This is a genomic window from Caballeronia sp. GACF4, from assembly GCF_023631025.1.
Lineage (GTDB): Bacteria > Pseudomonadota > Gammaproteobacteria > Burkholderiales > Burkholderiaceae > Caballeronia.
Window position 1 is genome coordinate 175,419 of the sequence record NZ_JALQDW010000004.1, and the last position, 23,333, is coordinate 198,751.

The following is a 23,333-nucleotide window of genomic DNA, read 5'->3' on the forward strand; positions in this document are numbered from 1 at the left end:
AGCAGATGGGGTCAGCCGAGCGTCGCGATCACCGGCGCGTGGTCGGATGGCTGGTCCCATTTGCGCGGCGCTTTATCGACTTCGCATGAAGTGCATAGCGCCGAGAGTTCCGCCGACAACAAGATATGGTCGATACGCAGACCCATATTGCGGCGGAACGCCATCATTCGATAATCCCACCACGTGTAGAGCTTTTCGGGCTGCTCGAACTTGCGGAAGGCATCGGTCAGGCCGAGTTCGACGAGTTGCACGAAGTGCGCGCGCTCCTCGGGCGATACGAGATTCTGTCCTTCCCACGCTTTCGGGTCGTGCACGTCGCGGTCGTCTGGCGCGATGTTGTAGTCGCCGAGTAACGCGAGCTTCGGATGATGCGCCATCTCACCGCGCAGCCATTCACGCAGCGCGTCGAGCCAGCGCATCTTGTAGGCGAACTTCTCGGTGCCGGGCGCCTGGCCGTTCGGAAAATACGCCGACACAATGCGCACGCCTTCCACCGTCGCCGCGATCACGCGCTGCTGCAAATCCTCGAAACCGGGGATATTGCGAATGACGTTCACCTCGTCCACTTCCATGCCGTCGCGCACCAGGATGCCGACGCCGTTATAGGTCTTCTGTCCCGCGAACCAGCTTTTGAAACCGACAGCCGCGAGTTCGGCGCGCGGAAACTTTTCGTCGGGGAGCTTGAGTTCCTGAAGACACAGGACGTCGACGTTGGAGGAAGCCAGCCAGTCGATGACGTGCTGCTGGCGGACTTTGAGCGAGTTGACGTTCCAGGTGGCGATTTTCATGGGGACGACGATTATCTTTGGTTCTGGTGAGGTCGAGTGCGCCGGACTTCGTGCGCAAGGCGATTCAAGTGCGGATAGCCATCCCGAATGATACCGCCATGTCATGGCGGATCGGCTTCGGTAGCCTGGCGCGTGCTTCGCGAAGCTGCGGTCGAAGCGCCTCTTTACACCATTTTTACACCGCCCCCTCCAACCTTATCCAACCCTTTACGCGTCCTCCCCTAATCTCCACCCTATCCGAAAACCGATAGGGGAGAACGTCTCAATGGACCTGCTTTACCTCGCCGGCATAGCCCTGTTCTGGGCCCTGTGCGTGGCCCTCACGCGTGGCTGCGCGCTACTGCGCAACCGCGTTCAGGGAGGCCGCGCATGAACGCCTGGATGATGTGGCTCGCCGCCGCCTCGACGCTGCTGCTCTTCGCGTACCTCGTTTATGCGCTTCTCGACGCGGAGAACCTAGAATGAACGCCAATTCGCTGATGCAGACAGCACTCTTCATCGTCGTGCTGATCGCGCTCGCCATCCCGCTCGGCCGATACATCGCGAACGTGCTCGATGGCTCGTCGTTGATCGTGAGAAAGACACGACCCGTCGAACGATTCATCTACCGCATGGCCGGCGTCGACCCCGAAGCGGAAATGTCGTGGAAGCACTACGCACTCGCCGTGCTGCTCTTTAACGCGCTCGGCACGCTCGCGCTGTACGGCTTGTTGCGCGTGCAGCATCTGCTGCCCGCCAACCCGCAAGGCTTCGGCGCGATGACGCCCGACGCCGCCTTCAACACCGCCGTGAGCTTCGTGACCAACACGAACTGGCAGGACTACGGCGGTGAAAGCACGCTCGGCTATCTCGCGCAAATGCTCGGCCTGACCGTGCAGAACTTCCTTTCGGCGGCGACGGGCATCGCCGTCGTCATCGCGCTGATTCGCGGTTTCAAGCGGCATTCGGTGCAGACCATCGGCAACTTCTGGGTCGATCTCACGCGCACAACGTTGTACGTGCTCGCGCCGCTTGCTGTCGTCGTGTCGGTGTTGCTCGTGAGTCAGGGCGTGATCCAAAACTTCAAGGCGTATCGGGACGTCTCGACGCTGCAAGTCACGACGTATCAGACGCAGTCGACGGACGCGCAAGGCAAGGCCGTCACGCAAACGCTCGAGAACGACAAGCAAACGCTGCCGATGGGCCCCGTCGCGTCGCAGGAAGCCATCAAGATGCTCGGCACCAACGGTGGCGGCTTCTTCAACGCGAACTCCGCGCATCCGTACGAGAACCCGACGCCGTTTGCAAACTTCGTGCAGATGCTCGCCATGCTCGTCATTCCGGCGGCGTTATGCGTCGTCTTCGGGCGCATGGTCGGCGACAAGCGGCAAGGCTATGCGGTGCTCGCGGCCATGACCATCGCGTTCGCCGCCGCCTGCTGGAGCGAGATCGCGGCGGAACAGTCGGGCAATCCGGTCTATGCGTCGCTGCATGTCGATACGACCGCGTCCGCGCTGCAATCGGGCGGCAACATGGAAGGCAAGGAAACGCGCTTCGGCATTGCGCAATCGGGCATTTTCACGGTGGCGACGACCGCGGCCTCATGCGGCGCCGTCAACAACATGCACGATTCGCTGACGCCGCTCGGCGGGCTCGTGCCGATGCTGCTCATCCAGCTTGGCGAAGTGATCTTCGGCGGCGTCGGGTCGGGGCTCTACGGCATGCTCGTGTTCGCGTTGCTCGCGGTGTTCGTCGCGGGGCTGATGATCGGCCGCACGCCCGAATACGCAGGCAAGAAGATCGAATCGTTCGAGATGAAGATGGTGTCGATCACCATTTTGCTCACGCCGTTCATCGTGCTCGCGGGCACCTCGATCGCCGTGCTGAGCGTGGCGGGAACGGCAGGTATCGCCAATCCCGGCGCGCACGGCTTCTCCGAAGTGCTCTATGCCTTCAGTTCCGCCGCCAACAACAACGGCAGCGCGTTCGGGGGGCTTTCGGTGAACACGCCGTTCTATAACGTCCTGCTCGGCATCGCGATGTGGTTCGGCCGCTTCGGTTCGATCATTCCGGTGCTCGCCATCGCGGGATCGCTCGCGGCCAAGAAGCGCCTCGCGGTGACGGCGGGCACGCTGCCCACCCACGGACCGCTCTTCGTCGTGTTGCTGCTCGGCACGCTGGTGCTGGTCGGCGCGCTCACGTACGTCCCCGCGCTTGCGCTCGGGCCGGTCGTCGAGCATCTCGGCATGATCGCCGGCCACTGAATCTCGAGGAAAGCATGAATCAAATGAATCAAGCGCCGCTGCATCGTCCGGACAATACCGGGCAGACGCGCACGGCGGCCCGTTCGATGTTCGATCCCGCGCTCGTGAAGCCCGCGATCGTCGATTCGTTCGTCAAGCTCGCGCCGCGCACGCAGTTGCGAAACCCCGTGATGTTCTGCGTGTACGTCGGCAGCATTCTCACGACCGTGCTCTGGATCGCCGCGCTCGCGGGCCAGGCCGAAGCGCCCGCGGGCTTCATCCTCGCGATCGCGTTATGGCTGTGGTTCACGGTGCTCTTCGCCAACTTCGCGGAAGCGCTCGCGGAAGGGCGCTCGAAGGCGCAGGCGGCGTCGTTGCGCAACGCCAAGCACAACGTGGTCGCCAAAAAGCTCAACGAGCCGCATCCGAAGTCGCCGATCCGCATCGTCGCATCGACGGATCTGCGGCGCGGCGATGTCGTGCTCGTCGAAGCGGGCGACGCGATTCCCGCCGATGGCGAAGTGATCGAAGGCGTGGCATCGGTCGATGAATCCGCGATCACGGGTGAATCCGCGCCCGTGATCCGCGAGTCGGGCGGCGACTTCTCGTCGGTGACGGGCGGCACGCGCGTGCTGTCGGACTGGATCGTCGTGCGAGTGAGCGTGAATCCGGGCGAGGCGTTTCTCGACCGCATGATCGCCATGGTCGAAGGCGCGAAGCGTCAGAAGACACCGAACGAAATCGCGCTCACCATCTTGCTCGTCGCGCTCACGCTCGTCTTGCTGTTCGCCACCGCGAGCCTCTTGCCGTTCTCCATGTTCGCCGTCGATGCCGCGAAGGCGGGCCACGTAGTGAGCATCACCGCGCTCGTGGCCTTGCTCGTCTGCCTGATCCCGACGACCATCGGCGGCCTGCTGTCCGCCATCGGCGTGGCGGGGATGAGCCGCATGATGCAGGCGAACGTCATCGCGACCTCGGGCCGCGCGGTCGAAGCCGCCGGCGATGTCGACGTGCTCCTGCTCGACAAGACCGGCACGATCACGCTCGGCAACCGGCAGGCGTCGTCGTTCGCGCCCGCGCCGCGGGTCGATGAACGCGAACTCGCCGATGCCGCGCAACTCGCCTCGCTCGCCGACGAAACGCCGGAAGGACGCAGCATCGTGGTGCTGGCCAAGCAACGCTTCAACATCCGCGAACGCGACATGGCCAGCTTGCACGCGACGTTTCTGGCGTTCTCCGCGCAGACGCGCATGAGCGGGGTGGATCTTCCCGACCGCGAGATTCGCAAGGGCGCGGCGCTCGCGGTGAAGAAGTACATCGAGGAACACGGCGGGCGTTTTCCGCAGGAAGTGCAGAGCGCCGTGGATGAAATCGCGCGACGCGGCAGCACGCCGCTCGTCGTCGCGGAACGCATGCTCGAAGGCGGCGCGCGCGCGCTCGGCGTGATCGAGTTGAAGGACATCGTGAAGGGCGGTATTCGCGAGCGCTTTGCCGAACTGCGCAAGATGGGCATCAAGACCGTGATGGTGACGGGCGACAACCGCCTGACCGCCGCCGCGATTGCCGCCGAAGCGGGCGTCGACGATTATCTCGCCGAAGCCACGCCGGAGACGAAGCTCGCGACCATCCGCGCGCATCAGGCCGAAGGGCGGCTCGTGGCGATGACCGGCGACGGCACCAACGACGCGCCCGCGCTCGCCCAGGCCGATGTCGCCGTCGCGATGAACACCGGCACGCAGGCCGCGAAGGAAGCGGGCAACATGGTCGATCTCGATTCGAATCCGACCAAGCTGATCGAGATCGTCGAGATCGGCAAGCAGATGCTGATGACGCGCGGTTCGCTCACCACGTTTTCCATCGCCAACGACGTGGCCAAGTATTTCGCGATCATCCCGGCCGCGTTCGCGACGACGTATCCGCAATTGCGCGTGCTCGACGTAATGCATCTCGCGTCGCCGTCGTCGGCGATTCTCTCGGCGGTGATCTTCAACGCGCTGATCATCGTGTTTTTGATTCCGCTCGCGTTGAAGGGCGTGAAGTATCGCGCGCTCGGCGCAGCTTCGCTCTTGCGGCGTAATTTGCTGATCTACGGGCTGGGCGGCATCGTGTTGCCGTTTCCGGTCATCAAGCTGATCGACATGACCATCAGCGCACTCGGCTGGCAATAATGGAGATGAACATGAAGAACCTCTTGCGTCCCGCGATCGTGCTGCTGCTCGCGCTGACTGTCGTGACCGGCTTGCTTTATCCGGCCATCGTGACGGCGCTCGGACAGGCGGCGTTCTCGCATCGGGCGAACGGCAGCATCATCGAGCAAGATGGGAAGGCGGTCGGTTCGGAACTGATCGGCCAGCAATTCGATGCCCCGCGTTACTTCTGGGGCCGTCTCTCGGCGACCACGCCGAACCCGTATAACGCGAGCGCTTCGAGCGGCTCGAACCTCGGTCCGACGAACCCCGCGCTCGCCGATGAGATCAAGTCGCGGATCACCGCGCTCGACGATCCGGCGTCCGCGCCTGTCGACCTCGTGACGTCGTCGGGCAGCGGGCTCGATCCCGAGATCAGTCCGGCAGCGGCGGCGTATCAGGTCGAACGCGTGGCGAAGGCGCGCGGCCTGCCGCGCGCACGGGTCGAAACGCTCGTCGCGCAGTCAACGTCCGGTAGACAGTTCGGTCTCTTCGGAGAGCCGCGAGTGAATGTGCTTAAATTGAATCTCGCGCTCGACGATGTTCGATGATCGATCACGCTTGAAGCAATCCGCCGCCCACGATGACCCGTCCCACTCCCGATGAACTCCTCGACAAACTGCAACGTGAGGAAGCGCAGCGTCGGCGCGGCCGGCTGAAGATTTTTTTCGGAGCATCGGCGGGTGTGGGCAAGACGTTCGCCATGTTGCAGGCCGCGCGGCGTTTGCGCGAAGAGGGCGTCGACGTGGTCGCGGGCGTCGTCGAAACGCATGGGCGGAAAGAGACGCTTGCGCTGCTCGAAGGAGTCGACGTTCTGCCGCCTGCGCGCATCGAGTATCGCGGGCGGCTTCTCGCCGAATTCGATCTCGACGCCGCGCTCGCCCGCAAGCCGCAACTGATCCTCGTCGACGAACTCGCGCACGCGAACGTGCAAGGTTCGCGGCATCTGAAGCGCTGGCAGGACGTGCAGGAACTGCTCGATGCGGGCATCGACGTATACACCACGGTCAATGTCCAGCACCTCGAAAGTCTCAACGATATCGTCGGGCGTATCACCGGCATTCGCGTATGGGAGACGGTGCCCGACCGCGTGTTCGATCGCGCCGACGAAGTCACGCTCGTCGACCTGCCGCCCGAAGAGTTGCTCGACCGTCTGCGCGACGGCAAGGTCTATCTGCCGCAACAGGCCGAGCATGCGGTGCGCAACTTCTTTCGCAAGGGCAATCTCATCGCGCTGCGCGAACTGGCGTTGCGGCGCACCGCCGATCGCGTCGATGCGCAGATGCGCGAGTATCGTGCCGATCAATCCATCGAGCGTATCTGGCGCGCGCGCGAACGGCTGATCGCGTGCATCGGTCCGGGCCCGGAAAGCGCGGCGCTGGTGCGTGCGGCGGCGCGGCTCGCGAGCGCGCTGAAGGCGGACTGGCTCGCGGTGTACGTGGAGACGCCGCGCCTGCAACGCCTTCCCGATGACAAGCGTCAACGCACCTTCGACGCCCTCAAGCTCGCCGCCGAACTCGGCGCGGAAACCGTCACGCTGGATGGCGCCGATGCGGCGGCCACGCTCATCGCTTATGCGCGCATGCGCAACGTGTCGAAGCTCGTGGCGGGTGCGTCCTTGCCCGGCGGATGGCGGCGCCTCTTCGATACGCCGATGACCGAGCGCATCGTGCGGCAGGCGGCGGATATCGACGTGACGCTCGTGTCCACCGGTCTACGCGACGAACCGCGCACGAACTACGCAATGTCGTTCACCGCGCATTCGCCGCCGCATGCGTACCTTCTTGCGCTCGTCATCGGTGCGGCCATTACGGTCGTCGCGAACTTCCTGGAAGCGCGCCATTTCGCGATCACTAATCTCGTGATGCTGTATCTGCTGGGCGTGATCTTCGCGGCGGTACGGCTCGGACGCGGGCCGGGCGTCATGCTCTCGTTTCTCTCCGTCGCCGCGTTCGATTACTTCTTCGTGCCGCCGACGCTGTCGTTCTCCGTAACGGACACGCAGTATCTGCTGACCTTCATCGTGATGCTGCTGACTTCGCTCACCATCAGCCATCTCACGTCGAGTTTGCGGCGCGAGGCGCGCATTGCATCGCAACGGGAACGGCGCACGAGCGCCATGTACGCGATGACCAAGGAGCTTGCGGCCGCCTTGATGACCGAGCAGATCATCGAGATCGGCACGCGCCATGTCGCGGAGATTTTCCAGGCGAAGGTCGCGATTCTGCTGCCCGATGCCGCCGAACAAGTGCGCCAGAAAGTGGGCGAGCCGAATCCCGACACGGCGCTGGATGCCGCGCGTCTGGATATCGATATCGCGCAATGGGTCTACGATCAGCAAAAGCCCGCGGGACATGGCGCGGAAACGCTGCCAGCCGCTGCGGCGCTCTACTTGCCGCTCAAGGCGCCGATGCGCACGCGCGGCGTGCTCGCGCTCGTCACGGGACGCGAGGCCGAATTCGCCGTGCCGGAGCAGCGGCGCATGATCGAAACCTTCGCGGCGCAAATCGCGCTGGCGCTGGAGCGCGTGCATTACGTGGAGATCGCGCAGGACGCGCTCGTCAACATGGAATCGGAGCGCATGCGCAATGCCTTGCTGGCCGCGATATCGCACGATCTGCGGACGCCGCTGACATCGATCGTCGGCTTTGCGTCGTTGCTGGAGGGCGGGGCGTCGGAAGCGTCGTCGCGCGAACTGATCCATGCGATCCACGAGGAAGCGTTGCGCATGAGCGGGCTCGTGACGAATCTGCTCGACATGGCGCGTTTGCAGGCGGGCGCGGTGCGGCTGAACCGTCAATGGTCGATGCTCGAGGAGACCGTCGGCGCGGCGCTCAACGTCATGCGCCGGACGCTCGCCGGCCGTCCGGTGCAGGTGCGCGTTCCCGCCGATCTGCCGCTTCTCATGCTCGATGCCGTGCTGATGGAGCGGCTCCTCGCGAACCTTCTGGAGAACGCGGCGAAGTACACGCCTGCGGGTTCCGCCATACGCATAAGCGCGGCGGCCGAGCAGGATGGCGATGGCCGCGTCGTGCGCGTGTGTATCGACGACGACGGTCCGGGCGTGCCTGCCGGTAGCGAAGGGCGCTTGTTCGAGAAGTTCACGCGTGGGGAGAAGGAGTCGGCGAAACCGGGCATCGGGCTTGGCCTTGCGATCTGCCGGGCGATTGTCGAGGCGCATGGCGGGCGCATCGGCGCGGAGAATCGTGCCGATGGCGGCGCGCGGTTCTGGTTCACGTTGCCGGTGGAGGAGGCGATGCCTAGGGACATGCCGCAGGACGAGGAGGCTGAAGCGCCGCAACGGGATGGCGATATGGCGGGTTGAGCGGCGTGATGGCTCGAGCCGGAATCTCGCGAGTCGGGCGCGCGGTCTTTTCGATTAACGATTACCTTGCGGCTCCGTAGACGAACCGGACGCGTTCTCACGATATCGGACGCGCAGACGACGAGCGGTGCTGCCCGGCTCAATAGGGTCGTCGCCATTCACGAATGCCAAGAATCAGCGGGCACATTTTGGCTTCCTGTAGGCCTTGGCCGTCTGGCGGCGTGCCGAAGCCCGCGCCTCCATGCGATCATGCCATTCGCCGCCACGCTCACAAAACGCCATGACCGATCCTCAACCGACGCTCGAAGGACCGCGCGTCCAGCTTCGCCCGCCGCAACGCGATGACGCCCAAGCCTTGCTCGATGCCGCCGCCGACGGCGAGCTCTGGAATCTCGCGGTCACCGTCGTGCCGAACGCCGACACCATCGCCCGCTATATCGATGCCGCGCTCGCCGGTCGCGATGCCGGCACCGTCATGCCATTCGTGATCGTGCGCCGCGATACGGGCAAGGTTGCCGGCAGCACGCGCTTCTGGAAAATCGATCGCGCGAACCGCAAGCAGGAGATCGGTCATACGTGGCTCGCGGCATCGGCGCAACGCACGGGCATCAACACCGAAGCCAAGCTGCTCCTGCTCACGCACGCGTTTGAAACCATGCAGTGCGTGCGCGTGCAGTTCACCACCGACGAACTCAATGCGAAGTCGCGCGCGGCGATACTCGGCATCGGCGCGAAACAGGAAGGAATCGTGCGGCACGAGCGCATCATGCCCGATGGCCGCAAGCGCAACTCGGTGCGCTTTTCGATCATCGACGACGAATGGCCCGGCGTCAAAGCGACGTTGCTTGCCAAGCTCGAACGTCAGGCGTAGCGGGTCTTCCTCCGCGCGTGCATGAAGGCGACGAAGCGGCGCGTGAGCGCATCGTCGCGTGCGCTTTGCCATGCGAGGCGATGCGCCTTTTCGCTAGTACGCCGCTCTGCCGCGCGAGACCAGCACGCGCTTGTAACGCGCGTCATCCGGCAAGGTCGGCACGTTGTCTTAACGTGGCATCTGTCCTCCAAATGCCGCAACATCGCAACGCACAGCCCACTAGCGCGCTTTGCGCGTCATCCAAACAAGCCCGCACGGCTTTTCTGTCCCGCTACAATCGGACGAACAGCCTTACAGCGGAGGGTTCTTACATGGATCTCATCATTCGCCGCGCGGCGCTCGTGCGCGGTCGCGAATTGGTCGACATCGGCATGGAAGCGGGGCGCATCGTCGCCATCGAGCCGCATTTGAGCGCCACCGCGCGCGAGGAAATCGACGCCGACGGTTCGCTCGTCACCGCGCCTTTCGTCGATGCCCACTTTCACATGGACGCGACGCTCTCTTACGGCTTGCCGCGCGTGAACGCGTCCGGCACCCTGCTGGAAGGCATCGCGCTGTGGGGCGAACTCAAGCCCGAACTCACGCAGGAAGCGCTCGTCGAACGCGCGATGCAATATTGCGACTGGGCGGTCGGGCGCGGCTTGCTCGCCATTCGCACGCACGTCGATGTCTGCGATCCGCGTCTGCTCGCGGTCGAAGCCTTGCTCGAAGTCAAGCGGCGTGTGAAGCCGTATCTCGATTTGCAACTCGTCGCGTTTCCGCAAGACGGCGTGCTGCGCAGCGCCGGCGCGTTCGAAAATCTCAAGCGCTCGATTGCGCTCGGCGTCGATGTGGTCGGCGGCATTCCTCACTTCGAACGCACCATGGCCGACGGTGCGGCGTCCGTGAAACTGCTGTGCGAATACGCGGCGGAGCAGGGTTTGCGCGTCGACATGCACTGCGACGAATCGGACGATCCCATGTCGCGTCACATCGAAACGCTCGCCGCCGAAACGCACCGGCTCGGTCTGCAAGGCCGCGTGACCGGCTCGCATCTTACGTCCATGCATTCGATGGACAACTACTACGTGAGCAAGCTCATCCCGCTGATTCGCGAGTCGGGCGTCGCGGCGATTGCCAATCCGCTCATCAACATCACGTTGCAAGGCAGATCGGATACGTATCCGAAGCGGCGCGGCATGACGCGCGTGCCCGAGCTGATGGCGGCAGGCGTCGATGTTGCCTTCGGACACGACTGCGTGATGGACCCGTGGTACAGCCTGGGCTCCGGTGACATGCTTGAAGTGGCGCACATGGGATTGCACGTCGCGCAGATGACGAGCCAGGATGGCATGCGCGCCGCGTTCGATGCGGTGACGACGACGCCTGCGCGCATTCTGGGCATCGAAGGTTATGGGCTGGAAGTGGGATGCAACGCGGATTGCGTCGTGCTCGACGCACGCGATCCGATCGAAGCCATTCGCCTGCGCGCGGCGCGCGTGGCCGTGGTGAGACGAGGAAAGGTCGTGAGCCGAAGTCCCGCCGTGCGCGCAACGCTTGCGCTGGAGGGACGGCCGCCAAGCGTCGACTTCAAACTCTGGCGCTAGGCGGACAATAACGCGGATAAAAACGAAGGGGGCCGAAGCCCCCTTTTCGATTTATCCCGCCATGCCGTTATGCCTCAACAGCGCGTCGATGTTCGGCTCGCGTCCGCGAAACGCCTTGAACGAATCCATCGCGGGACGGCTGCCGCCGACTTCGAGAATCTCCCGGCGATACCGCGTTCCCGTCTGCGCATCCAGCACTGAACCGTTCGCGAGCTTCGCGGCTTCCTCGAACGCGGCGTAGGCATCGGCGGAAAGCACTTCGGCCCACTTGTAGCTGTAGTAGCCGGCCGCATAACCGCCCGCGAAGATATGGCTGAACGTGTTCGGCCAGCGCGAAAACGAGGTTTGCGGAATCACGTGGAACTTCTCGTTGATCTCGCGCGCCAGGTCGTTGACGTTCTGCGTGCTGTCCGCCGGATCGTAAGACGTGTGCAGGACGAGATCGAACATGGAGAACACGATCTGCCGCAAGGTGCCGAGACCGCTCTGGAAATTCTTGGCCGCCAGCATCTTGTCGAAGAGTTCGCGCGGCAGCGGTGCGCCCGTTTCGACGTGCGACGACATGTCGGTCAGCACGTCCCACTCCCAACAAAAGTTCTCCATGAACTGCGACGGCAATTCGACCGCATCCCACTCGACGCCGTTAATGCCCGACACGCCCATTTCCTCGATACGCGTCAGCATGTGATGCAGACCGTGGCCGAATTCATGGAACAGCGTGATGACTTCGTCGTGGGTGAAGCACGCAGGCTTGTTGCCGACGGGCGCCGAGAAGTTGCAGGTGAGATAGGCGACCGGCGTCTGCACGCCGCCTTGCGCGCGCTTGTGGCGTGAGCGGGCGTCGTCCATCCATGCGCCGCCGCGCTTGCCTTCGCGCGCGTACAGGTCGAGGTAGAACTGCGCGACGAGCGTGCCGTCCTGGTTTTCCACACGGAAGAAGCGCACGTCCTTGTTCCAAACGGCGGCTTCGTCACGGCGGATCGAGACGTTGAAGAGCGTTTCGGTGACCTTGAACAACCCCTTGAGCACGGCTTCCTGCGGAAAGTACTGCTTCACTTCGTTCTCGGAGAACGAATAGCGCTTCTGACGCAGACGCTCCGCCGCAAACGCGATGTCCCACGGTTGCAGTTCGGGCATGCCGAGTTCGGTGGCGGCGAACGCGCGCAGTTCCATCCAGTCGTTTTCGGCATAGGGACGCGCGCGCTTTGCGAGGTCTTCCAGGAACGCGATCACTTGCGCGGGCGACTCGGCCATCTTCGGTGCAAGCGACACTTCCGCGAAGTTCTGGTAGCCGAGCGTGCGCGCTTCTTCGAGACGCAGCGCCAGGTTCTCCACGATGTTCTGCGTGTTGTCCCATTCGGCCCGGCCCTTGCCGTAGGTCTCGCCGAGTTCCGACGCACGCGTGACATACGCGCGATACATCGCCTCACGCATCGGCCGATGCTCCGAATACTGCAGCACCGGGAAATACGACGGGAAGTGCAGCGTGAACTTCCAGCCTTCCTTGCCTTCGCGCTGGGCGGCTTCGTGTGCCGCTTCGATCACGTCGTCGGGCAGGCCTGCAAGTTCGCTTTGCTGCGTGACGTAATAGGCATATGCGTTGGTCGAATCGAGCACGTGATCCGAAAACGCCTTCGAGAGCGCGGCCTGTTCTTCCTGCAACTGGGCGAAGCGCGGCTTGCGGTCCTCGGAAAGCTCCGCGCCGGACAGACGGAAGTCGCGCAGCGAGTTCTCGAGAATCTTCTTGCGTTCGGGGGAAAGGCTCTCGAAGTCGGGGCCGGCCGCAATCGCCTTGTACTTTTCGTAGAGGGCGAGATTCTGACCGACGCTCGCCGAGAACTCGGTCACGCGCGGCAGATTCGCGGCGTGAGCGGCACGCAGTTCGGGCGTGTCCGCCACCGCGTTCAGATGGCCGACGACACCCCACGCGCGCGACAGCTTTTCCGATTCGAGTTCAACTGCCTCCACGATATCCGTCCAGGTGGCGGGCGTCTCGGGCGCGCTCGCGCGATCGACGGCGCCTTTCGCGGCGGCGAGCAGCACGTCGAGCGCGGGCGTCACATGTTCGGGCTTGATGTCCCCAAAACGCGGCAGGTCGGAAAAATCGAGCAGCGGATTGGCTGCGGCGTTCGTGGTGGCTTGGATGGTATCGCTCATGACTCTCCCTTACTTGCTAATACATGCTGATTCGGGTGCGGGCGCGAGGCGCCCAAACCTTCGTTCGTTTGCTCTATTCGAGCATTATTTAAGGGCGGCGTGGGCAAAATCCAATGGTTTGTTTTTAACGGGCCGATTAATGGATGAAATTCTTTTCGTGCCAGCTCCGGTCGCTTAGTCCAGCGCCCCGCGTTCGGCCGCTTCGACGGTGTTGACAAGCAACATGGTGATGGTCATCGGTCCGACGCCGCCCGGCACCGGCGTGATGAAGCCGGCCACTTCCTTCACGTTCGCAAAATCCACGTCGCCGCAGAGCTTGCCGGCATCGTCGCGATTCATGCCGACGTCGATCACCGTCGCGCCCGGCTTCACCATGTCGGCGGTCAGGATATTGCGGCGGCCCGTGGCGGCCACGACGACATCGGCGTTGCGCGTGAAGCTGGCGATATCGCGCGTCTTGCTGTGGCAGATGGTGACGGTCGCGCCCGCTTCGAGGAGCAGGAGCGCCATGGGCTTGCCGACGATATTCGAGCGGCCGATCACCACCGCGTTCGCGCCCTTCAGGTCGATGCCGTGCGCTTCGAACATCTTCATCACGCCATAGGGCGTGCACGGGCGAAAGAGCGGCTTGCCCGTCAGGAGCGCGCCCGCGTTGGCGACGTGGAAGCCGTCGACGTCCTTTTGCGGCGCGATCGCTTCGATCACCTTATGGCTGTCGATATGCGCGGGCAGCGGCAATTGCACGAGAATGCCGTGGATCGCGGGATCGGCGTTCAGCTTGTCGATGTGCGCGAGCAATTCGTTCTCGGCGAGCGTCGCGGGAAAGCGGTCGAACACCGAATGCAGGCCGTTGTCGTGGCACGCCTTGACCTTGTTGCGCACGTAGACCTCGCTTGCCGGATTGTCGCCCACCAGCACGACCGCGAGGCCAGGCTTGTGGCCGCGAGCGGTGAGGGCGGCGGCGCGCCGGGCGACATCGGCGCGAAGAGTCTTGGAGAGGGCGTTGCCGTCGATGAGTTGGGCAGTCATGGCGAATCGGATTCGGATCGAGGATGGGCGAGAGAGATGTCCGGGCGTCGGACTCGCAGCGCCCGGCGCGATGATGCCGCGTTTGTTCGCGGGCATCGCCGGGTGTCTTCGCACCCTGGGGAAGGGCGAAATTATACCGCCGAGGGCTTCGTGGCGTTCTGGGCGGTGCGCGCCGCCGCTCCGATTCGGCGACGCGCGCATCGTTCAGGCCGGCCTTCTCACTGCGCGACCGGCTGCCACGACGAATCCGGATCGAACGACTTGATCGCCGCCGCCGTGCGCGGCGTCGCTGCGCCCAGATTCTTCTCGTACACCTGCCCGTCCTGATTGACGATGAACGACATCACGCCCGTCTGCCCATACTTTGCCGGCCACGCGATCATGGCGAAACCCCGGCTCAGGTTTCCGTCCTGCAGGTAGTTCATCGCGCCGCCTTTCGCATGCGGCCCCTGCGCCGTGAGAATGCGGTAGTGGTAACCGTAGTAGGCATCGGCCGTGTCGGTCTTGTCGGGCATGGTGGCGGCGAGCGGGCCGAGCGGGCTTTCGGGTTCACCGGGCGCGGCGTCCCAGTAAAGGCCGTCGTGCGTGCCGTGCGTGCTCAGAAAGCGCAGCGCGTAGTGGTTCGTGAGCTTCCGAAAGTCGTTTTGAGCATCGACGAAAGCGAGCGCGACCTGGATCACCGAACGCTCGTTGCGGCCAATGCGCCGCGTCAGCACTTCATCGCGCGCGGCGGGCATGTCGAAGCGCCAGCCCTGGGCCGCCTTCACGAGCGGGATCGGCAGCGTCCAGCCGCTGTCGCCCACTTCCACGTGCGCGCTGCGACGGCCGCCGAGCGGCTTGGCATCTTCGACGATGCGATGCCCCTTGGCCCACGAGCCAAGGTACTGATAGATATCCTGCTCGCCGATGCTGTCGGTCGGCACATACTGCGCGTGGTCCTTGCCGAGCACCTTGGAAAGCGCGATTTCGTCGTTGGAGGCGATGGCATCGGTGAGCGCCTCCGCGGCGGCTTCTGGCGACGGATAAATGGCCTGCGCGTGCGCGAGCATGGGCATCGACAACGACATGAAAGCGAGTGCGGCGCAGAAGGCGCGTGAAAGTGCGAGTGCTTGGTTAAACGTCATCTCAGGCTCCTGTAGCGGATGGGGACATGGGGCGCGACACGATCAACGGCGATGAAAACCTCCGCCACCGCCAAGTCCGCCACCGCCGTGAAAACCTCCGCCGCCGAAGCCGCCTTCGCGCTGCACGCCGCCGCCGCCCGCACCAAGGCCTGGGCGCTGCACGCCGCCGCCGTTGCCGCCCACGCGATTCTGCTGACTCGCGAACGACTGCCTGCTCGCTTGCCCGCGCTGAGCGTCCTGCCGGGCCGTATTGCCGTCGCCCGCGCCGCGCAGCGCGTTATCGCGATTCACGCTCTGCGCACGCTGCCGCACGCCGTTGTTGTCGAGCGCGTTCTGACCGCCGCCTTGCCGAATGTTCTGCACGCGCTGACTCGCATTCTGGTTGAGGTTCTGGCCGGTGCGCTGCTGCAGCGTCTGTGCGGCCTGCGCGCGGGCGTCGTTACGGCCGCGATACTGATCGCGGTTGGCCGCGCCGAGATTCTGATTGTTGAAGTTGTTTTGCCGGTTCGCGACGTTGTTCCGGTTGAACTGCGGGTCGTTGCGGTTCCAGTTCACGTTATTGCTGTTCGCGTTCAGGCGATTGTTCACGTTGATGTTGTTGTACCGATTGACGTTCACGTTCACATTGCCGTGGTTCCAGTCGCAATTGCCCCACAACGAATTCGCAACCGCGATGCCCGCGCCGAACGCGAGCCCCGTCGCGAATCCGGTGGCGATCGCATAGCCGGGCGGCGGCGGCACATACACCGGCGGATACGCGGGATACGGCCACGCGCCGTATACGACCGTCGGGTTGTAGGTCGGCACATAGACCACTTGCGGATTGGCAGGCTGAATCTGAATAGTCTGCTGCTCGACCACGATCTTCTGCTGCTCCGTGCTCTTGAGATTGCCCGCTGTCTGCGCGGCGCGGCGCAAGCGCTGCACGGAGTCCATCACGTCGCTCGGCTGCGCAATGAACGCGTTGCCAAGTTGCGTCATCCAGTCGGGCTTGGATGCCATCGTCGCGAGCGCCTGCGGGAAAGCAACGAGCGATTGCACGCTCGGGTCCCACGGCTCGGACTGCACGGCCTTGACGGCATCGTCGCCCTTGATGTTCGAGTTGGTCTTCGACCATTGCGCGGCCTCGGTGACCTCTTGCGGGTACGTCGACGCCATCAGCACTTGCGCGAGCAGCGCATCGGGATAAAGCGCGACGGGCGCGGTGAGCGCGTCGAGTTGCTGATTGCCGAGCTTGGGTGCCGTACTGGCCGCGCCTTGAGTCTGCGCAAGCACGGACGAGCAATGCAGCGCGGCGAGCGGCATGGCGGCAAGCGCCGCGCACAGCGTGAGCATGCGGACTTGCCGCGCGGGCCGGGTCAAACGGGTGCGATGAGCGGTCAATTTAAGTTCCTCCGTTGCACGGTATTCGATGCTTCGGGCGCGACCTTGGCGCCCGGCAGGCACGCACACGCCGCCGCATGACGCGACATGCGCGCGAGAGATGAGCGTGAACCAGCGGGATGGATTGGCTGTACGAAAAGTAAGAGCGAAGCCGATGAAAGGCAATGGCGCGAAGCAAGCACCGAGGCAATCACGCTGCTTTTGGCAGCACTCAATTCAAACGTTTGCCCGCGTGCCGAAGCACCGTTTGAAAAGGCGACGAATGCGTTGTCGTGCATGACCTCGTTCCCGTAAGGAGGGTGCGGTCAAGTTACGGGCCGCCCTTGTAATGTGTCAACGTGATCCACGAAATATCACGTTTTGCATGCGCGGACAACGAAGGAATGCCGAGAGAAGGGCGCGTGAATTGGAAGCGCAAATACGCATACGGCCAGCATCGAATGCCGGCCGTATGGTTGAAGGTTGCCTTTAGGCAATGAACTACGGTTATTGCTGCTGCGGCTTGTTTGAAAGCGCGAGACGCAGAAGGTCGGCAACGGTATTCACGGAAAGCTTCTCCATGATGTTCGCGCGATGCGCTTCCACCGTCTTGATGCTGATGCCGAGATCGTCGGCGATCTGCTTGTTCAGCCGCCCGGCGATGATCCGCTCCAGCACCTGATGCTCGCGCGCCGTGAGCTTGCCAAGCCGCTCGGCGGCCGCGCGTTGCTGCTGTACGCTGCTGCTTTCGTTGCGCGCTTTTTCGAGCATGCGCTCGACGAGCTTGCGCAGCTCGGCTTCGTCGAAAGGTTTCTCGATGAAATCCATCGCGCCTTTCTTCATCGTCGAGACGGCCATCGGCACATCGCCGTGACCGGTCACGAAGATGATCGGCAGAAGCGAATTCTCGGCAATCAGCTTTTCCTGCAACTCGAGGCCGGTCATGCCGGCCATGCGCACATCGAGAATCAGGCACGAAATGGCGCCCGAATGCGCGATCGGCAGATAGACGTCGAGGAACGATTCCGCGCTCGAAAAACACTGCACGCGATACCCGTTCGCCTCGAGCAGCCAGCGCAACGAATCACGCACGGCTTCGTCATCGTCCACGACAAAGACGGTTTCCTGAGTGGTGACTGGACTGCTCATAGTTCTCCCGTAACTGTTTGTTGTCTCGTATGTTCGCTTTGCGACCCGGCGTTGCCGCCCGAGTCCGTGCCCGACCCATCCACTTCGCCGATCGGCAGGCTGCAATGGAAAGTCGCGCCGGTCACGTGTCCGTCCGATTCGACATTGTTCACGACCCAAAGGCGGCCGCGATGCGATTCGATGATCGAACGGCAAATGTTCAGCCCCATGCCCATGCCATCGGACTTGGTGCTGTAAAACGGTTCGAAGAGACGCTCGGCGGTGGCTTCATCCACACCCGGGCCCTGATCGACCACGCTGATGCACACCACGCCGCCGTCGAGCCGCTGCACGATCACGCGGATTACGGGATCGACGGCATTCGGTTTTGCATCATGCATTGCTTCGGCTGCGTTTTTCAACAGATTCACGAGCACTTGTTCGATCAGCACGGGATCGACGTAGATCACGGGCATGCGCGAGCGGATTTCCGTGACGATGCGAATCTTGCGTTTACGCGCCTCGATTTCGGCGAGACCGACTGCATCCGCGACGATATCGGCCACGCGCGTCGCCTGCCGCTTCGGCTCGCTGCGCTTCACGAACTCGCGAATGCGCTTGATGATCATGCCTGCTCGCACCGCCTGCTGCGCGGTTTTTTCGAGCGCGGGCAAGAGCGATTCCTGTGTCATGCGCCCGGATTTCACCAAGGCGACGCAGCCCGAACAATAGTTGTTGATGGCCGCGAGCGGCTGATTCAGCTCATGCGCGAGCGACGACGCCATTTCACCCATCGTCATCAAACGGCTCGTGAACTGCAGCTTCTCTTCCTGCTGATGCGCGAGTTCCTGCGCCTGCTTGCGCTGCGTGATGTCGGTCGCGATCTGCATCTGCGCGAGATGGCCGTCCACCCACTGAATGTACTGGCGGCGCACTTCGAACCACTTCTGGATGCCTTCCACATAGACTTCCTGCGCGTCGGCCGAGCTTTCGGTCAGCGCGGTGGCGGGCAGTCCGGCGTAGGTATCGACCATGTCGATGGTGTCCGACGAACTCAGCTCCGACGAACCCGAAGCGCCATCGAAACCGGCGCCCGCAAGCTGCAAGTGCCCGTCCGGACGAATGCCGAAGAGATGCCGGTAATAGCGGTTCGCGAACAGCAGTTCGGCTTCGTCGGCGGCGAGAACGGAGACGGCGGCATCGAGACTTTCGAGCACCGTGGTGAAGCGTTCGTGGGCGGCGGCGAGCTCTTCGCGCGCGCGCTTGGGTTCGGTGATGTCCGTCATCGACGACATCCAGCCGGTCTGGCGGCCCGAACTGTCGATCAACGGCGACACGTAAAGACGCGCGTGGAAGAACGAACCGTCCTTACGGCGCACGCGCAACTCGAAACCGGAAGAGGGCGCCTTGCCGCGCAGCGTCATGTCGAGTTGGCGCTGCATCTCGGGATAGGCATCGCGCGGCCAGTATGGAAACGGCGCGTTCTTGCCGACGAGATCGCTTTCGTCCCAACCCGTCATGCGGCAGAACGCGGGATTCACGTGCGTGATGCGGCCGTGCATGTCGAGCACGCGCATGCCGATCAAGACGGAGTTTTCCATCGCGCGGCGGAAGAACGCTTCGGCGTAAAGCGCCTGTTGCGCCTCGAAGCGCTGACGCGTGTGCTTCCAGAGACTCCACAAGCTCCAGAGCACGAAGCACGACAGGCCGGCGACGAGCCACACCAGCGTGTTGTTCGTGAAGTTCGTGAGCTGCGGATACGAATACACGCGCACCGACAACCCCTGGCCGGGCGGATCGAGCGGCAGATCGTAGAACATGTCGCGCGGCAGGCGTGGACGGCTCGATGTCGTCGCGAGTTCGCGATTGTTCAGATCGGTGATGGAGATCTTGTACTTCGCCGACAGCTCGCTCGGAATGTCGTGCTTCAGAATGCCTTCGATGGAAAACACCGCCGCGATGGACCCGAGGAATTCGCGGTCGCGAAACACCGGCGTTTGCAAGGTGATGTAGCCGTTGCCGAGGTCGTCGTAGAGTAAGGGCGAATAAACCTGGCGACGCGTCGTGCGCGCTTCCTCGAAGGCGGCCTGCACCGCTTCGTCCATCTGCGTGTCGTTGGGTTTGGCGAGCCGAGACCCGAGTACCGGCAGCGGCGTATTAGGCCAGCGCGGTTTGTGCTGGCTCGTGTACCAGTTCATGTAGAGGATCTCGGGATGCCCCTGCATGATGTCGGTGGAAGACGTCTGGAATGTCTGAGGGTCGCCATGACCGCTTGCGATGTCTCGCGATAACGCCTGGATCTGCTCTTGCGCACCCGTCATCGAAAGACGAATCTGTTGCTGGGCCCAGGCGACGTTCCGATATAGCGTGTCTTCCTGCTGCTGCTGCTCGCGGCGGTTGAGACTCCAGAGAATCAGGCTCATGACGACCAGAAAAACGAGGATCGAGATGAGCGGCGTGAGTAAATAGGAGTTCGACCACCACGGTCCGTGGTGCCAGCGGGTGGGCGACGAGTCGGTCGGCTTGCGCGCGACCCGCGCCGAGCGTGCGAGAAGCCGATCGGTCAACATGGAAGCGATTGTAACGCAGCGTCTGATTGTTAATTAGCGTAAAAAGGTGCTAGAGACGGCTCAATTGCGGGAAAAGGAGGAGAAAAGTCTGATTAAAAAAGCCTTATCGGACGGTGCATTGCAGCAATTTTCCGCATTATGAGATCATCTCTCATGATTCGAAAAATTCCTTGCTACAAAGTCTGGACCCTATTTAGAATTGCCGGCACGCGGCCAGTGCCCGGTTTTCGGCGGGCGACTGTCGGCGGTTCTTAGAGCGATCCTCACATCAGGAGACGAGCATGTCCGCTGTACCCGACGAAGTTCTCAAATATGTCGCCAATGCCAAAGACGACGATCCTCAGGAAACCGCCGAGTGGCTCGACGCACTCGACGGCGTCATTTCGGCAGTCGGTCCTGATCGCGCGCACTACCTGATCGAAAAGCAGATCGAATTCGCCCGCGTGCATGGCGAGCATCTGCCGTTTTCGGCGAATACGCCCTATATCAATACGATTCCCGTCGCCGGCCAGGCCAAGATCCCGGGCGACCAGGACATCGAGCACCGCATTCGTTCGTACACGCGCTGGAACGCCATCGCCATGGTGTTGCGCGCGGGCAAGGACACCAATGTCGGCGGTCACATCGCTTCGTTTGCTTCGGCGGCGACGCTCTACGACGTCGGCTTCAATCACTTCTGGCACGCACCGTCGAAGGAACATGGCGGCGATCTCGTGTTCGTGCAGGGTCACTCGTCGCCGGGCGTCTACTCGCGCGCGTTCCTGCTCGGCCGTCTGACCGAGGCGCAGCTCAACAACTTCCGTCAGGAAGTGGGCGGCGAGGGAATCTCCTCGTATCCGCATCCGTGGCTGATGCCGGACTTCTGGCAATTCCCGACGGTGTCCATGGGCCTCGGCCCGATCATGGCCATCTATCAGGCGCGTTTCATGAAGTACATGGAAGCGCGCGGTATCGTGAAGACGCAGGGCCGCAAAGTCTGGGCGTTCCTCGGCGACGGCGAAACGGACGAGCCGGAATCGCTCGGCGCAATCGGCATGGCCGGGCGCGAGCGTCTGGACAACCTCGTGTTCGTCATCAACTGCAACTTGCAGCGTCTGGACGGTCCGGTGCGCGGCAACGGCAAGATCATCCAGGAACTCGAAAGCGAATTCCGTGGCGCGGGCTGGAACGTCGTCAAGGTGATCTGGGGCAGCCGCTGGGACGCGCTCTTCGCACGCGACAAGACCGGCGCGCTCATGCGCCGCATGATGGAAGTGGTCGACGGCGAGTACCAGACCTACAAGTCGGAATCGGGCGCGTTCGTGCGCGAGCACTTCTTCAACACGCCGGAACTGAAGGCGCTGGTGGCCGACTGGTCCGATGAAGACATTTGGAACCTGAACCGCGGCGGCCACGATCCGCACAAGATCTACGCGGCTTACGATCAGGCGCAGAAGTCGAAGGGCTCGCCTACCGTGATCCTCGCCAAGACCATCAAGGGTTATGGCATGGGCGAACACGGCCAGGCCATGAACATCACGCACCAGCAGAAGAAGCTGCCGATCGACACGCTGAAGAAGTTCCGCGACCAGTTCCGTCTGCCGTTGACCGACGAACAGATTGCCGACGTGCCGTATCTCACCTTCGAGGAAGGCTCGAAGGAACTGGAATACATGCGCGCCCGCCGTCAGGAACTGGGTGGCTATCTGCCGTCGCGCCGCGAGAAGGCGGAGTCGCTGCCGGTGCCGGAACTGTCGGCATTCGAGCCGCTGCTCAAGGGCACGGGCGAAGGCCGCGAAATCTCCACGACGATGGCGTTCGTGCGGGTGCTCAACATCCTCTTGAAGGACAAGGCCATCGGCAAGCGTATCGTGCCGATCGTGCCGGACGAGTCGCGTACTTTCGGCATGGAAGGCCTCTTCCGCCAGATCGGCATCTGGAATCAGGACGGCCAGAAGTACATTCCCGAAGACTCCGACCAGCTGATGTTCTACAAGGAATCGGAAACCGGGCAGATTCTGCAGGAAGGCATCAACGAAGCCGGTGGCATGTGTGACTGGATCGCGGCCGCAACGTCGTATTCGACGCACGGCGAGATCATGATCCCGTTCTACATCTTCTACTCGATGTTCGGCTTCCAGCGCATCGGCGACCTGGCCTGGGCGGCGGGCGACATGCGTTCGCGCGGCTTCCTGCTGGGCGGCACCGCAGGGCGCACGACGCTCAACGGCGAAGGCCTGCAGCACGAAGACGGCCACTCGCTGCTGTGGGCAGCATCGATCCCGAACTGTGTGAGCTACGACCCGACCTTCGGTTACGAACTCGCGGTCATCATGCAGGACGGCCTGCGCCGCATGGTCGCCGACCAGGAAGATGTGTATTACTACATCACCGTGATGAACGAGAACTACGAGCATCCGGCGATTCCGCAAGGTGAATCGGTTGCCGCGGACATCATCAAGGGCATGTACGCGTTCAGGAAGGCCGAAGGCGCGGCAAAGGGTCCGCGCGTCCAGTTGATGGGCGCGGGCACGATCTTCAACGAAGTGATCGCCGCCGCCGACTTGCTCAAGAACGACTGGGGCGTGGCCGCCGACCTGTGGAGCGTGCCGAGCTTCACGGAACTGGCTCGCGAAGGTCAGGCAATCGACCGCTGGAACCTGCTGCATCCGGCCGACGAAAAGCAAGTGCCGCATGTCACCAAGCTGCTCAAGGGCGCGCAAGGTCCGGTGATCGCGTCGACGGATTACATCCGCGCGCTCGTCGACCAGATTCGCGCCTATGTCCCGAACAAGTTCGTGGTGCTCGGCACCGACGGCTACGGCCGCTCGGACACGCGCGAAGCACTGCGACACTTCTTCGAAGTCGACCGCTACTGGGTCACGCTGGCCGCGCTCAACGCGCTCGCCGACGAAGGCACGATCGAGCGCAAGGTCGTCGCTGAGGCGATCAAGAAGTACAACCTCGACCCGGCTAAACCCAACCCGATGACCGTCTAAAGGCATC

At 63.1% G+C, this 23,333-nt stretch carries 16 protein-coding genes; 8 read left to right on the plus strand and 8 right to left on the minus strand.

Going from position 1 to position 23,333, the window contains the following annotated elements; all coding sequences use genetic code 11:
* Nucleotides 1-11 precede the first annotated feature (11 nt).
* Nucleotides 12-788 (minus strand): exodeoxyribonuclease III, encoded by a 777-nt coding sequence (xth, locus tag NCR40_RS04665; protein WP_244827588.1) that lies wholly within the window; start codon nt 786-788, stop codon nt 12-14.
* Nucleotides 789-1,157: 369 nt separating this feature from the next.
* Here xth and NCR40_RS04670 point away from each other — a divergent pair, with 369 nt between their 5' ends.
* The 7 genes from NCR40_RS04670 to NCR40_RS04700 all read left to right on the plus strand — a co-directional run bounded on the left by NCR40_RS04670 (nt 1,158) and on the right by NCR40_RS04700 (nt 10,978).
* Nucleotides 1,158-1,253, plus strand: coding sequence for a potassium-transporting ATPase subunit F (locus NCR40_RS04670; RefSeq protein ID WP_244827589.1), 96 nt, complete (start codon nt 1,158-1,160; stop codon nt 1,251-1,253).
* Nucleotides 1,250-3,031: a potassium-transporting ATPase subunit KdpA gene (gene kdpA / locus NCR40_RS04675; protein ID WP_250508846.1), complete on the plus strand. Its 1,782-nt coding sequence runs from the start codon at nt 1,250-1,252 to the stop codon at nt 3,029-3,031. The genes NCR40_RS04670 and kdpA overlap by 4 nt, the downstream gene beginning before the upstream one ends.
* Nucleotides 3,032-3,045: 14 nt before the next feature.
* A complete protein-coding gene (kdpB, locus tag NCR40_RS04680) occupies nt 3,046-5,178 on the plus strand; it encodes a potassium-transporting ATPase subunit KdpB (protein ID WP_284507704.1) in 2,133 nt (710 codons plus the stop codon).
* 11 nt (nt 5,179-5,189) lie between these two features.
* Nucleotides 5,190-5,747, plus strand: a complete 558-nt coding sequence (gene kdpC, locus NCR40_RS04685) for a potassium-transporting ATPase subunit KdpC (protein WP_250508847.1) — start codon at nt 5,190-5,192, stop codon at nt 5,745-5,747.
* Nucleotides 5,748-5,779: 32 nt separating this feature from the next.
* A complete protein-coding gene (locus tag NCR40_RS04690) occupies nt 5,780-8,521 on the plus strand; it encodes a DUF4118 domain-containing protein (RefSeq protein WP_250508848.1) in 2,742 nt (913 codons plus the stop codon).
* A gap of 280 nt (nt 8,522-8,801) precedes the next feature.
* Entirely contained in the window at nt 8,802-9,392 is a 591-nt protein-coding gene (locus NCR40_RS04695; RefSeq protein WP_250508849.1) for a GNAT family N-acetyltransferase, read from the plus strand.
* A gap of 311 nt (nt 9,393-9,703) precedes the next feature.
* The gene (locus tag NCR40_RS04700) at nt 9,704-10,978 is read left to right on the plus strand and encodes an amidohydrolase family protein (protein WP_244827594.1); all 1,275 of its coding nucleotides are present in this window, start codon (nt 9,704-9,706) and stop codon (nt 10,976-10,978) included.
* A 51-nt stretch (nt 10,979-11,029) separates the two neighbouring features.
* Here NCR40_RS04700 and NCR40_RS04705 read toward each other — a convergent pair whose 3' ends face one another.
* From NCR40_RS04705 to fixL, 7 genes are all read right to left on the minus strand, one after another.
* The gene (locus NCR40_RS04705; RefSeq protein ID WP_250508850.1) at nt 11,030-13,135 is read right to left on the minus strand and encodes a M3 family metallopeptidase; all 2,106 of its coding nucleotides are present in this window, start codon (nt 13,133-13,135) and stop codon (nt 11,030-11,032) included.
* A 174-nt stretch (nt 13,136-13,309) separates the two neighbouring features.
* On the minus strand, nt 13,310-14,164 hold the full coding sequence (folD, locus tag NCR40_RS04710) for a bifunctional methylenetetrahydrofolate dehydrogenase/methenyltetrahydrofolate cyclohydrolase FolD (protein WP_250508851.1): 855 nt from the start codon (nt 14,162-14,164) through the stop codon (nt 13,310-13,312).
* Nucleotides 14,165-14,382: 218 nt separating this feature from the next.
* On the minus strand, nt 14,383-15,288 hold the full coding sequence (locus NCR40_RS04715) for a DUF2950 domain-containing protein (RefSeq protein WP_502800968.1): 906 nt from the start codon (nt 15,286-15,288) through the stop codon (nt 14,383-14,385).
* A gap of 42 nt (nt 15,289-15,330) precedes the next feature.
* Nucleotides 15,331-16,593 carry a DUF3300 domain-containing protein gene (locus NCR40_RS04720; RefSeq protein ID WP_250508995.1) on the minus strand — a complete coding sequence of 421 codons (1,263 nt, stop codon included), beginning with the start codon at nt 16,591-16,593 and terminating at the stop codon, nt 15,331-15,333.
* 74 nt (nt 16,594-16,667) lie between these two features.
* On the minus strand, nt 16,668-16,949 hold the full coding sequence (locus NCR40_RS04725; RefSeq protein ID WP_250508852.1) for a hypothetical protein: 282 nt from the start codon (nt 16,947-16,949) through the stop codon (nt 16,668-16,670).
* Nucleotides 16,950-17,157: 208 nt separating this feature from the next.
* Nucleotides 17,158-17,799 carry an oxygen response regulator transcription factor FixJ gene (gene fixJ / locus NCR40_RS04730; protein WP_244827597.1) on the minus strand — a complete coding sequence of 214 codons (642 nt, stop codon included), beginning with the start codon at nt 17,797-17,799 and terminating at the stop codon, nt 17,158-17,160.
* Nucleotides 17,796-20,348: an oxygen sensor histidine kinase FixL gene (gene fixL / locus NCR40_RS04735; protein WP_244827598.1), complete on the minus strand. Its 2,553-nt coding sequence runs from the start codon at nt 20,346-20,348 to the stop codon at nt 17,796-17,798. Before fixL ends, fixJ begins: the two co-directional genes overlap by 4 nt.
* A gap of 281 nt (nt 20,349-20,629) precedes the next feature.
* Between fixL and aceE the strand changes: the two genes are divergently transcribed.
* Nucleotides 20,630-23,326 (plus strand): pyruvate dehydrogenase (acetyl-transferring), homodimeric type, encoded by a 2,697-nt coding sequence (gene aceE, locus NCR40_RS04740; RefSeq protein ID WP_244827599.1) that lies wholly within the window; start codon nt 20,630-20,632, stop codon nt 23,324-23,326.
* The last annotated feature ends 7 nt before the right edge of the window (nt 23,327-23,333 follow it).